Source organism: Desulfosarcina variabilis str. Montpellier (assembly GCF_048565275.1).
GTDB classification, from domain to species: Bacteria; Desulfobacterota; Desulfobacteria; order Desulfobacterales; family Desulfosarcinaceae; genus Desulfosarcina; species Desulfosarcina variabilis.
This window is the reverse complement of sequence record NZ_CP159846.1, coordinates 1,353,304-1,367,215: the sequence shown is the minus strand read 5'-3', so window position 1 is coordinate 1,367,215 and position 13,912 is coordinate 1,353,304. Positions and strand designations below refer to the sequence as shown.

8 protein-coding genes are annotated in these 13,912 nt (G+C 55.0%); all 8 read left to right on the top strand.

From position 1 onward, the window contains the following. The first annotated feature begins 206 nt into the window (after positions 1-206). The 8 genes from Dvar_RS05995 to Dvar_RS05960 all read left to right on the top strand — a co-directional run bounded on the left by Dvar_RS05995 (position 207) and on the right by Dvar_RS05960 (position 13,859). Positions 207-1,580, top strand: coding sequence for a radical SAM protein (locus tag Dvar_RS05995; protein WP_419664072.1), 1,374 nt, complete (start codon positions 207-209; stop codon positions 1,578-1,580). A gap of 67 nt (positions 1,581-1,647) precedes the next feature. After that, a complete protein-coding gene (locus tag Dvar_RS05990) occupies positions 1,648-4,092 on the top strand; it encodes a glycosyltransferase (protein WP_419660794.1) in 2,445 nt (814 codons plus the stop codon). Between the two features lie 127 nt (positions 4,093-4,219). Beyond that, the gene (locus Dvar_RS05985) at positions 4,220-4,522 is read left to right on the top strand and encodes a hypothetical protein (RefSeq protein ID WP_419660793.1); all 303 of its coding nucleotides are present in this window, start codon (positions 4,220-4,222) and stop codon (positions 4,520-4,522) included. A gap of 243 nt (positions 4,523-4,765) precedes the next feature. Next, entirely contained in the window at positions 4,766-5,020 is a 255-nt protein-coding gene (locus Dvar_RS05980; RefSeq protein WP_419660792.1) for a VPLPA-CTERM sorting domain-containing protein, read from the top strand. A 229-nt stretch (positions 5,021-5,249) separates the two neighbouring features. After that, positions 5,250-6,401 (top strand): hypothetical protein, encoded by a 1,152-nt coding sequence (locus tag Dvar_RS05975; RefSeq protein ID WP_419660791.1) that lies wholly within the window; start codon positions 5,250-5,252, stop codon positions 6,399-6,401. Continuing rightward, positions 6,398-7,576 (top strand): radical SAM protein, encoded by a 1,179-nt coding sequence (locus tag Dvar_RS05970; RefSeq protein WP_419660790.1) that lies wholly within the window; start codon positions 6,398-6,400, stop codon positions 7,574-7,576. The genes Dvar_RS05975 and Dvar_RS05970 overlap by 4 nt, the downstream gene beginning before the upstream one ends. Continuing rightward, positions 7,569-8,210 (top strand): hypothetical protein, encoded by a 642-nt coding sequence (locus Dvar_RS05965; protein WP_419660789.1) that lies wholly within the window; start codon positions 7,569-7,571, stop codon positions 8,208-8,210. Before Dvar_RS05970 ends, Dvar_RS05965 begins: the two co-directional genes overlap by 8 nt. Before the next feature lie 465 nt (positions 8,211-8,675). Next, on the top strand, positions 8,676-13,859 hold the full coding sequence (locus Dvar_RS05960; RefSeq protein ID WP_419660788.1) for a choice-of-anchor J domain-containing protein: 5,184 nt from the start codon (positions 8,676-8,678) through the stop codon (positions 13,857-13,859). Positions 13,860-13,912: the final 53 nt, after the last annotated feature.

Here is a 13,912-nt window from a genome sequence, read left to right as displayed (position 1 = left end):
ATTGATTCCTGTCTGATGGCATTCATAGTTGTCGAGAATTAGCCTGATGTTATCGAACGATTAGAAATTGATTAAATCGCTTGTTCATTCTTGTTATCGAGTAATCCAAATGGAAAACAAATACGCCGCTAACACAGCACAAACAAAGAGTGTGGTAATTGACGTATGATCGTAAATGAAAATCCATCAACCTGAACAAATGAGGTATACCGATTACTGCTTTACTCCGATCCCTTGTCAACAACCGTATTCCCGGCCAACTTGTCGTTCAGATCACTGATCGATGCAACGCCCGCTGTCCCCAATGCGGAATGCGGGTCACGGAGTCATTTTCCCGCTCCACACTGGCCACCGATCAAATCAAAAAACTCATCGATGCCGCCGCCAGGCGCGGTTTCCAGGCGATTTCATTTACCGGCGGCGAACCGCTTCTGGATCTGCCCCGCCTGGTCGAACTCATTCGCTATGCCGGTGATGCCGGCTTGCGGTATACGCGAACCGGAACCAATGGATTCATGTTCAAAAATCCGCAAAAAAGCGATTTTTATGACCGGGTATCCCGCATGGTGGAGATGCTGGCAGACACACCGCTGCGCAATTTCTGGATCAGCCTGGATTCCAGCGTGGACGACATCCATGAAGAAATGCGTGGATTTCCAGAGGTCGTGGCCGGAATCGCCAAAGCCCTGCCCATTTTTCATCAGGCTGGCATTTATCCGGCGGTCAACCTGGGGATCAATCGCAACGTGGGTGGCGTGTCAACGCGTTATTTTCGGCGAGTCGAAGCGGCAACGAGCGATGCTTATCTGGATACATTTTACCACCGCTATCGACGGGCATTCGAACGATTTTACCAAAAGGTCATCGATCTTGGTTTTACCATGGCCAACACCTGCTATCCCATGAGCATCGATATTCCCGAGAACAGTCAAGGCCTGAGCGCCGTGTATGCAGCGACCACGGCAGACGATATCGTACGCTTCACGCCAGATGAAAAGCGGATGCTCTTCAAGGCATTGATTACAACCATCAAGCGCTTTCGATCAAAAATACGCATTTTTTCTCCGCTAAGTTCGCTGGAAGCCTTGGTTCGTCAATACAGCAGCGATATGCTAGGGGGTGAGACGTTTGGCTGTCGGGGCGGGGTTGACTTCTTTTTTGTCAATGCCGCTGATGGCCACGTGTATCCGTGTGGATACCGGGGCAATGAAGATTTTGGCCGCCTTGAAGCCCTCGACTTGCAGCAGCTGAGACCATCGGCTGAGTCTGAGGCATGCCGGCAATGCGATTGGGAATGTTTTCGTGATCCGTCCGAGATGTTCGGCCCTCTACTTGAGATATTCTCCAATCCTTTATCGACAATGCGCCGGATCGTCATGAAACCGAAGCAATTTGGCACATGGGCTGTGGATCTTAGATATTACCGGGCATGTAATTTTTTCGACGGGCGCCGGCCGCCTAACTATAAAAAGCTTTCTCAATTTGCTTCCACCACAAAAGAGGGTGTCTATCCAGATAAAGATAGAAAAAACTACGCTTTGGACCATCGCTTCGCTAACCAAAAACTCTTCGTTTCTTAATCATATACTAACTTATCGTGCTCATTAAGAGCCTAATATAATGATAAGTAATCGAAAGGAAGAAAAGATGCGGATTGATTTGCATGTCCATTCCAAGCACTCCAAGAGACCTTCCCAGTGGATCTTAAAAAAAATCGGATGCCCGGAAAGTTTCACCGAACCACTCCAGATCTACGATATCACCAAACGCCGGGGCATGACGCATGTTACCATCACCGACCACAACAGCATTGACGGTGCTCTGGAGATCGCCCATTTACCCAACACGTTTGTCAGTGAAGAGGTCACCAGCTATTTTCCGGAAGATGGCTGCAAACTTCACATTTTAGCCCTGGACATCAATGAAGCCCAACATCGAACGATTCAAGAGCTGCGAAAAAATGTCTACGAGCTCAGCAGTTATTTCAGGCAGGAGAACATCTTTCACATTGTGGCCCATCCGCTATACGCGGTCAATGACCGATTAAGAATCGACCACCTGGAACGATTGCTCCTGCTCTTTCAAAATTTTGAGCTCAATGGTGCGCGCAATGCACGTGAGAACCAGACGCTTAAGACGATCGTAAACAGCCTTTCTCCTGGGGATATCCAGCGACTGACCGATCAATATGATTTGGCACCCTGTTGCGAAAATGCGCATCAAAAACGTCTGTTCGGCGGATCGGACGACCACAGTGCCTTGAATATCGCCAGAACCTATACCGAACTGATTGGTCATCAAGAGCCGGTAACCTCGCTAGCGACTCTGGAAAACAGCCGCGTCAGCGTGCACGCCATCGATCCCACCCCCCAGACCATGGCGCACAATTTATACGGTATCGCCTGGCAGTTTTTCCGCCGCAAGTTTAACTTAGGTCGCTATGCCACTAAGGATTCCTTGATCCGCTTCCTTGACAATTCGCTTAGCCCTGAACCCGCGCCTGAACTGGGTATGCTGTCAAAGGTTTACTTTTTTATCAGCGCTCGGAAACGAAAACACGTCAAACATCCCCTATCCGATTCACTGGCAACCTTGTTGCGCCATGAAACCCAAAAGCTCATTGACGAAAACCCGGATCTGGTTGCGGCCAATCGCGGAGACGGCAAATCCTTCAATGGACGTGAGGAGCAATGGTTTGAATTCGTTGACCGGCTCTCCAACCGCGTCATGGTCCATTTCGGCAATCATTTGCTGGACCATCTTTCCGGTGCCAACGTGTTCAACATCTTTCACACCATTGGGTCCGCCGGCGGATTATACACCCTGCTGGCACCGTATTTCGTTGCCTTTTCTCAGTTCACCATGGGACGCGACTTGGGCCGACAGATTGCCCAACGCTTTGGCCGCGTGGAGGATGCGAAAGCAACGGCACAAAAAGAAAACATCCATGTGGCCCATTTTACGGACACGTTTTACGAAATCAACGGTGTCGCATTGACCTTGCGTCAACAGGTTGAATTGGCCATCAGCACCAACCGTCGTTACACATTGATCACTTGCGATGACCAAAACCGGCCCTCTGAAAAAGGGGTCGCCCATTTCGCGCCCATCGGCACCTACGACCTTCCTGAATATGAAGAACAGAAAATTTTCTACCCCCCGATTCTGGAAATGCTCGATTACTGCCACAACCAAGGGTTCAATCATATCCATACCGCTACCCCCGGTCCCATCGGTCTGGCGGCACTGGCCATTGCCCGATTTTTAAAAATCCCCATTTCCGGAACCTACCACACGGAAATCCCACAGTATGTGCAAATCCTGACCGGAAGTGGGTTCATGGAAGAATTGGCATGGAAGTTCGTTCTCTGGTACTACGACCAAATGGATCTCATTTATGCCCCTTCGCAAAGCACACGCGATGAACTGATCAGCAAAGGAATCAATCCGGAGAAAATCAAAATTTACCCTCGCGGGATTGATACCAAACGCTTTGATCCATCCAAACGCAATGGCTTTTTTACCCAATGGAACCTTGAAGAAGACATCATTAAGATTATTTATGTGGGACGGGTGTCCAAAGAAAAAAATCTGCATTTGCTGGTGGATGCCTATCGTCAGCTCCTTAAACACACGTCAAGAGTCATGCTGACCATTGTGGGTGACGGCCCGTATATTGAAGAAATGAAAACGGTGACCGCTGATCTGCCCTGTCTTTTTACGGGACGCCTGGAGGGCGAAGCGCTGGCTGAGGCCTATGCTTCCAGCGATATCTTTGTTTTTCCCAGCACAACGGATACCTTCGGCAACGTGGTATTGGAGGCCCAGGCATCCGGGCTACCGGTCATTGTTACCGATCAGGGCGGACCGGCAGAGAATATGATTGCTCAAACCACAGGACTGGCAGTAAAAGGGGATTGCGTCGAGTCCCTGACCGCCGCCATGCAGACCTTGATTACAGATGACGCCAAACGCCGACGCATGGGACAGGCCGCGCGGCAATACATGGAAAACCGATCCTTTGAAGCGGCGTTTGACAAAACCTGGGAAATGTTTGGCAATGTGAACACGACAAAACAGGCAGTTGCCTAAAGAGCAAACTTCTCTTCGAGCTGATATAATTCTAGCCGGTTCCTAATGGTATCTAAATCCTTGTTCTGTAATTAAAAATCAAAGGATATAAAAAACCAAAAATTCCATCTAATAAGGAGAACAAATAATGTATTCCAACGGTGGAGGAATAGGGATCACGGTTCGTGAAAAAGCACCCAAACTCAGTTTCCCTCCGAAAGAGGAGGAAAGGCGGTATAAAAATGGCAAGGCATTCGTCCGCTGCCTTTGCCCGAAGTGTAATGTTCTACATAATGTTTACATGCTGTGGACCGGTCGCGGGATGCCGCGCAAGTACTGTGTAAATTGTAAACCGCTGGTTTCAGGCTATGATGAAGCAGCCTTTTACGAAGCAGCCATTTCCACCTCGGGTCATACCCGAAGAAAAGGGAAAAGCATCGAAAGTGAATAGTTACCAGATGTTCATAATATGATTGGGCACTGCGCTAACCGATTTATATAGCATTTAAGATAATGTTTTTGGGCTGCGTTATCGGTCGTCGCGGTATTGAATATACAGTTTCCTCCCTCTGGCCTTGCCAAAAACATTATCTTAAACACTATAGCATATTGCCGATTTCAGTCTGACAATCATTGGCAATGACTAGCATCTTGAAATCAATTCCCTTAAAACAATTTACACAGGAGGTGATAGATGAGAATACTTGTTGTTATTACCCTCATACTGTTTTCCGTCTTTCTCTCAGGGACCGTGCCAGTTATGGTAGATGCCGTAAATTCATTAAGCATATACATTAATGAGCTCGAGAATGCTGACATCTTGGGTAATCCAATCGCCTACCAGGTATCAGGGACTGAAATTAACGCCGTTCCCGTCCCTGCCACAGCCTGGCTTTTGGGTTCCGGTTTGATTGGGCTGGTCGCGATCAATAGAAATAACCGCCGATAGTCCCCTAACCAAAAGCTAACTTGCCTTCCTCCAAATTGACTTATAATGCCGTGGCCGAAATCCTCAACTGATGTGTTACGCAAAGATAACAATTTATCTGCTTATCATGATTTGCTTGCCGGCCGCTCCATTTGAACCTGCAAAGGCCACCCCCGGTCCATTGATCTTGGCCAGGGAGAAAATCGCGGATGGAAATTTTCACGAGGCGCATCGGTTACTTGATAAAGCCATGCGAAATCGGGAAATGCAAACCGCCGATCACTTGCCCATCCTGGCTGAGTTGGCTGGTTTCTATGAGAATCTGGTGGGTGACGACCATCACGCCTTGAAGCTATGGCAACAACTCCTGAGCAAAGCGCCCGCCGCCTCCCAACGCATCAGCGCACAGCGGGCCATCACACGAATCGAGGATCGCCAACATCGTCTGGCCCACGTCAAGCACCAGTTGAACGGTCTGCGCATGGCCGCCGTGCAACCGGGCCACCGGGAGGAGCCGGCCTTTTTGAAAAAAATGGCGCGTCAGCGCAAACAGCTCGAACAAATGGCCAACCATCCCGAACTGGCTGCAGACATCGACTATACCCTGGGATTGACCCATCTGGCGCTGGGGCATTCCTTTCGTGCCGACTGGGCGTTTGGCCGGGTCCTAACCCATCGCCCGGCCTTTGGATTCCAACAGCCCATCGAACGACTGCGCAAAACGGCGCGCCAGGCCTGGATTCGTTGCCTGGCCCAGCGGGCGTCCTGGGCTGTGCTGGCGGCCTTCTGGTTGATCGTAGCCATCGGTATGGCGTGGTCTCGGCCCTGGCATTGGTTGCGCTGGCGTCATGTAGGGGCCGGCATGGTTGCAGCCCTGATCTGGATCGCCGGATTTCAAATCATGCTTCACTGGCCCGACAGGCAGGGTCAGGCCTCAGAATTCGTCAACCGTGACGGATTCTATCCCACACCGACCTATGTGCATACCCGCCTGGGGTCACCGGAGTCAGCGGTGGCCCAAAAGCTGCTGTATTATGGACTCACAGCTGTCGGTGGAACCTTCCTGCTGACTTTAATTACCGCAAGACTGCGGCGGCAACGCCTGCGCCAATGGATCGGCGGTGTAGGCGGGCTTTGCCTTGGCCTGGCCCTGGCCACGCAGTTTTTCTACGCCCACTGTGATAACCTTAGCCGGTTTTATCGGCGCAATGATTCACCCGCAGCCTGGTTGTCGGCTCAACTGGCCTTTCGCGCCAGCGAACCAGAACCTTACCTGTTGACCGAACCGCGAGCCTATCCAGGGGTCGAACTGGCCTCCATCAGTGACCCGCTTCTGGTCGACTGGCTCGAACAGCACGTGCCCAATGCCCGGCGCGTCACCAATAAGGAGAACATCGATTGAAACATCGCTTTGAGAATTTTGGCGGCATCATTGCGGGAGAGACCCCACCCTTTTTGGCCTTTGTGGACCGCGATTACATGCGCAGTCTGGGACTGGGTCCCTCTGCGCTATGGCAAACCGAAGATGCCAGCATCAACCGGTTGTCGGCACCAGTGGAAGTTCACATGGCCTTGACCAACCGCTGTTCGGCCGGTTGCCCCCATTGTTACATGGATGCGGGCAGCGCCGATGCAGAAGAACTGGATACGGCCGGCATGCGCAAGGCCTTTAAGGCCCTGGCCGACCTGGGCGTATTTCATGTGGCCCTGGGCGGCGGCGAGGCCCTGGAGCGGCCGGATCTTTTCGAGTTGGCCGATTTTGCCCGTCAGGTCGGCCTGGTGCCCAACCTGACCGTAAGCGGACGAGGCATTACGGAGACCGTAGCCAGGCGTATGCGGGTTTTCGGCCAGGTCAATGTCTCCATGGACGGTGTGGGTGAGGCCTATGCTGTGTTTCGCGGACAAAATGATTTCAAGCTGGCCGACCGGGCAGTGATGCGGTTGGTGGCTGCCGGTGTCCCCACCGGCATCAATTGTGTGGTCGGACACCGTAACTTCGATCAGATTGCCGCCTTGTTTACCTATGCCCGTGAAAGAGGACTGAACGAAATCGAATTTCTGCGCTACAAACCCGCCGGCCGGGCCAAAGACCGTGACGCATTTCTCAAGCTTGCCACCACAGCCGAGCAGAATATCGCCCTAACTCCGCTGCTGGCCGAGCTGTCCGAGCGCTGGCACGTCACCGCCAAGATCGACTGTTCCTTCATTCCCATGTTCTGCCACCACCGCCCGCCGGTGGAGGTTCTGGAATCCCTGGGCACCTATGGTTGCGAGGCAGGTAATGTTTTATGGGGGGTACGCAGCAACGGTGACGTGGCCGGCTGCTCTTTCCTGGAGACCATCGGCCGATCCGTGATGGAGCTGGCCCAAAGCCCCAGCATCATCCAGCCGAGTTTCCTCAATCTGACCACCTGGCCCCATCGCGCTCCGGAACCCTGCCGCAGTTGTGAGTACTTGAACCTTTGCCGGGGCGGTTGCCGGGCCGTGGCCCTGGCAGTCACCGGATGCATCGATGCCCCTGATCCAGCCTGTCCGCGGGTCGCCGCCTGGAATGCCCAGGAAAACCGGCATGCCTGAGTCGTCGGTGCCAGCTCCGACGACGTGTGTGCGTCGAAAAAATGAGCGGACAGCAACCCTTCCCGGGATACTGGTGACCATCATCGCCCTTGGCTTGCTTGGTTTCGGGGCCTGGTATGCTGGCTGCGCCTTATTGCAAAACCGCCCGATGGGGCGGGATGTCAAAGCCTCCAATGAAAACCGGGCACTGGCACACCTCAAACGCATTCAATCTGCTCAACACGCTTTTTGCGACCGGCATCCCAGGGGAGAATATGCCCGATTCGTACCCCATCTCTGGCAATGGGTCGATCCACGGGGCACGCCTGTGCGCCTTGATCTGATCCCCCGCCGTCTGGCCATGGCCATGGGGGCGACGACGGCCGTTGACGGATACTATTTCGTCGACATCCGCAGCCGGACCGGTGCGGGTCAAGCCGGAGAACAGGCGATCGATTATAATCACCAGTGGGCCGTGGCCGCGCTGCCGGCCGGCTTCGGCCGAACCGGCCGCATCGTCTTTCTGGCTGATCAGACCGGCCGGCGCTATGCCACGATGCCGCCCCGGCCGCCGACGCACTATCCGGATGATCCGGTCGCTGCTGGATGGATTGTTGTTGATACGAAAAACGACCTGAAGGTACTGCTGCACTGAGAAATATAAAATAGGAATATTGTTAAATCATCTCAATTAAAATCTCACCTTATTGCTAACAAAATTCTAACATCTCTCCAATCGTTCCCTGACAAAGCAAAGGTAATTTTCTGTACGAGAGCATGCCACACAACTGTATTGGCCCTGAGTAAAAACCTGGATAACACTGCTTCATAGCGTGGGAATGTGATCTTTCTCGTTCTGCAAAGATCAGCAAGCCTTCATGCGCGAGTTGCCTTTGCGCCTGCGGGCTTTTTTTATTCATCGGCTGAATCTGGAGAAATTGAGAGACCGGATCATGTTCCCCCATTATGTATAGCAAACGCATCTGATTTCTCTGACAGTTGGAAAGGAGGTGGTGGTGTCGCGGTCCCGCAGTTGAAAACACGGAGCCCTTTTTCTCTACTACTGCATCTGGAATGTATCTGGCAACAGGACGAATAATCAATTGACAACGGAGGCTACATGCACGGCAACTTATGGAATAAACGCCTGACGACCCTGATGGCGGCAACACTGGCCCTGTTTTTAGTGGGCCTTTTTGCCATTTCGGTCCAGGCCGCAAGCGACAAATACCGCCTGGTGTGGACGGGTGATCCGGCCACAACCATGACCATCGGCTGGTGTCAGGTCAGCGGGCCGCCAACCGGCGTCAAGTATGGCACCGATCCGGCCCTGACCACCTTTACCACAGCAACCGACATTACCACCCAAACCTATGACAACACCCTTCATCCGGAAGGTTCGGCCCTGGTCAGCTACTTCGTCGAACTGACCGATTTGACACCGAATACCGCTTACTATTTCAGCATCGGCGATTCCGAGGATGACAGCACTATCTACTGGTTCAAAACATCACCCAATACACCGGAAGCCTTCACCTTCATTGCCGGCGGCGATTCGCGGACCCACCAGGAACCGCGCCAGTGGGGCAACCAGCTGGTGTCCAAGCTGCGGCCGCTGTTCGTGGCCTTTGGCGGCGACTACCATGACGACTGCACCAACGACGAGATGCGCGAGTGGCTGGACGACTGGCAGTTGACCATCAGTTCGGACAACCGCATGTATCCAATCATTCCGGCCCACGGCAACCACGAGAACGACATGACCCATTTCGTGGAGCTGATCTTCAACATGCCCAATCCGGACGCCTACTATGCGGCCACCGTGGGCGGCACCATGATGCGGCTTTATGCGCTCAACTCCGAGCTGGAGCCGGGCGTGGGCTACGGGGCCTTTGCCGATCAGGATGACACCAAGTGGAATGAACAGGCCGACTGGCTGGCCATGGACTTGGCCGCCAACCCGGATTTCACCTGGAAGATCGGTCAGTTTCATCGTCCCATGCGGCCTCATCAGGCCGGCAAGCCCGAAGGCCTGGGCCGCATCGAGGCTTGGGCCCAGACCATGGTCGACAACGGCATGGACCTGGTCATCGACTGCGATTCTCACATGGTGAAGTACACCTTTCCCGTTGCTCCCAGTGAAGATGCAGGCGCCTTTGAGAGTTTCGTGCGCGACGACGCTAACGGCACCATGTTTATCGGTGAAGGCTCCTGGGGGGCGCCCCACCGGGCCAATGACGACGACAAGCCCTGGACCCTGTCTTCGGACAGCTTCTGGCAGTTCAAGCTGATCCAGGCGAATGCGGACAACCTTTTCATTCGTACCGTGCGCTTCGGTGAATACGACGAAACCGGCAGCCCTGCACTGGGCTATGACATGTCCAGCGTAAGCGATTTGACCCAGGCGGAACAGGATGCCGATGCGTTCGCCATGCCCGCCGGCCTGGACGCCATCCTCTGGAAACCCCTGGCCGGTAGTGTGATCACCCTCAACGCCAGTGGCGACCTGTTCACCGGCGCGGACGTGGACAATGTGGAGTATGTCGCAACCGGTGCAAACTGGAAATATCTGGACGACGGATCCGACCAGGGCACGGCCTGGACCGCTTCTGACTTTGACGATGATAGCTGGAACAGCGGCGATGCCCAGCTGGGCTATGGTGACGGCGACGAAGTCACCGAAATCAGCTACGGCGACGATGCGGACAACAAACACATCACCGCCTACTTCCGCAAAGACTTCACCGTGGCCGACGCCACCCAGGTGATCAAGCTCAAAGCCATGATCCTGCGCGACGACGGCGCCGTGGTCTACATCAACGGTACGGAAGCTTTTCGTACGAGCATGCCTGACGGGGAGATCACCTACACCACCCCGGCCAATGACGCCGGCAGCGAGACCACATACTACGCCTACAACATCGATCCGGCGCTGCTGACGACCGGCGACAACACCATCGCCGTGGAGGTTCATCAGTCCGGCCCCACCAGTTCGGACACCAGCTTCGATATGGTACTGATCGGTATCGAATCCAATGTGGATGGCGACGCTCCGGCTGCCCCCACAGCCCTGGCTCAAGGGGACGTGACCACCACCACCATCGATCTGACCTGGACGGACAATGCCGACGATGAAGTGGGCGTTGAGCTGTGGCGCAAGGAAGCCGACGGTGCCTGGGAAATGCTTGAACCGAGCCTGGCCGCTGATACTGCTGCTTACGGTGACACCATGCTCTCCGAAGGCACCGCGTACACTTACAAGGTACGCGCCTACAATGCCGCCGGCCTGTCTGACTTCAGCGATGAGTTGACCGTCACGACCCTCACCGCGTCCACCCCGCTGATTTACAGTGAGGATTTCAACACGGGCAGCGTCGGTCAGTTCTCAACCGTTAGCGTCACCAGCACTGCCGAATGGGAGCCTTATGAGTACCCCACGGGCAGCGGTGAGTGGTTCGCCCGCATCAACGGCTACGGCGCCGACATGGAGAGTGACGATTGGTTGATTTCTCCTGAACTCAACCTTTACGCTTACAATGGCGAATACTTGACCGCCGATTTGGCCTACAACTATGATGGACCCGAGATTGAAGTGCTGGTTTCCGACAACTACGACCCGAGTGTGCATACCGATCCCAACGATGCCCACTGGATCGACATGGGTGCCGCCATGCCCAGCACCGGCAGCTACACCTTTGAAACCACCGGCGAGTTGAGTTTCAATCTGGCTGCGGTCGATTTCGATGATACCACCTTTGGTGCCTTCGTTCCTTTCAGTGCAGCCAGCAGTGCGGACTGGGTCATCGAAGAACGCGCCGATAAAATCGGCGCCGTGGCCAACGGTTATGGGGCGGATGGCCCCAGCGACGATTGGCTGATCTCGCCGGCCATGGAAGTGGGGGCCGGCGCCGAGATCGAAATCGCCTTCAACCTCTATCGCAACTACGGCGGCCCCGAGCTGCAGGTGATGGTCTCCAGCGACTACGCCGGCAGTGGTGATCCCACCGCGGCAAACTGGACAAGTTACAGCATCTCTCATGACAATATTTCCGATGCCTGGAAATACGTCTCCGTCACCCACACGTTCGACACCGATGCCACGGCCTATGTGGCCTTTCGTTATACCACCACCGGTACCGCGTCCGGCGACGGCGCCCGCCTGGGGGTGGATGATGTGGTCATCCAGCCGACCACGGCCCGGGTTGCTTTCCATTATATTTCCACCGGCACTGCCGGCGGCGACGGCCGGGTCTGGGAAGTGGATAACATTGAACTGCGCGGCAGCCGTGTTTCCTATGCCGCTGAGGACTTCAACGAAGACCTCATCTCCGATACCACCTTCACCAGTTACAGTTCGGCCAGCAGCGCCGACTGGATCATTGAAGAGCGTGCCGACCAAAAGGGCGCCATCGCCAATGGTTATGGTGCCGACGGCCCCAGTGACGACTGGTTGATCTCACCGGCCATGCTTCTCGCGCCCGGCGAATGTGCCGAGCTGGTCTTCGACCACTACCGCAGGTACGACGGACCGGCGTTGCAGGTCATGGTCTCCACCAACTACGACGGCAGCAGCGATCCCACGGATGCCGCCTTCACCTGGGACAGTTATACCATCGCCCACGACGACATCGATGACAGCTGGGCCACCCGCACCCTGGACCTGTGCGATTACTCGGGTACGGTCTACGTGGCCTTTCGCTACACCTCCACTGGCACGGGATCGGGTGACGGCGCCCGCATCGGTGTGGACAACGTCCAGGTGGTGCGCAAGGCGGTCACCGGACTGACCGTTGATTTCACGGCCAGCCCGACCACCGCCACCACCACCGACCCCATCACCTTTACCGCCTATGGCGCCGGTGGTGCCGAACCATACAGCTACGTGTGGGATTTCGGTAACGGTGAAAGCGCCACCGAAGCCAGCCCGGTCTATACCTATCCGGCGGCCGGCTCCTACACGGTCGAGCTTTGCGTGACCGACGCCGATGGTGTTGAGGTGTGCAGCGAAAAAACCGACCTGATCACCATTGAACAGGCCACGGTCTGCAGCGTTCCGGTGAAGATGGGCACGCTGCGTGTGGCCACGTTCAACTGCTATCTCAACCGCAGCAGTGAAGGCGAGATCGTAACCGATCTTCAATCGGGTACGGATGAGCAGATCCAGAAGGTGGCCGAGATCATCCAGCGCGTCGATCCGGACGTGATCCTGCTCAACGAGTTCGACTATGTGGCCGATGGCAGCGCCGTGGAACTGCTCAAGCAGAACTACCTGGAAGTGAGCCAGAACGGCGCCACGCCGATCCGTTTCCCCTATGACTACATCGCCGAATCCAACACCGGTATTGCCACCGGCTATGACCTCAATAACGACGGCAGCACCGAAAGCGGCGGGGACGATTGCTACGGTTATGGTGATTTCTGCGGTCAGTACGGCATGGCTGTGCTCTCCAAACTGCCCATTGACACGGAGAACATCCGCACCTTTCAGAAGTTCCTGTGGAAGGACATGCCGGACAATGTCATGCCCACGGATTACTACGATACCGACGAGCAGGATATTTTCCGCCTCAGCTCCAAGAGCCACTGGGATATCCCCGTCACCGTTGGCGGCGAGACGGTACATCTGCTCTGCAACCACCCGACACCGCCGACCTTTGACGACGGGGACGCGGATGAGGACGAAAGCCTGGTGGACTGGAACGGCAAACGCAACCACGATGAAATCCGCTTCTGGGCCGATTACGTCACCCCGGGCAGCGACAGCTACATCTACGATGACACCAACACCTACGGCGGTCTTGGCGCCGATACCCGTTTCGTCATCCTGGGCGACCAGAATGCCGATCCGGACGAGGGTGATTCTTACCAGAACGCCATCACGCAGTTACTGACCAACGCCAATATCAATAGCGCCTACGTGCCCTTAAGCGATGGGGCAGTGGACTACGGCATCGACGACGACGACACCGCCTCCTGGGGCATGCGCGCTGACTACAACCTGCCATCCGTCTACGGTTTGGAGCCACGGCAGGGACAGGTCTTCTGGCCCACCAGCACCGACGATCTGTTCTACCTGGTCGAGGCCGACGGCAGCTCCGATCACCGCATGGTATGGATGGATCTGTCGGTGATCCCCGATGCCGCGGATGGCGACCTGGATGGAGACGGAGATGTGGATCGTGACGATCTGGTCATCATCCGCAGTCATCTGCGCCAGGATGCATCGGTTTGTCCGGCATGCGACCTGGACGGTGATGGCACCATCACCATGAAGGATGTGCGCAAACTGATCGCCCTTATGTAGATCAGCCGTTGGCGTGCGCATGTAAAAACCAGTCAACCTGCCCGGCGGCCGGA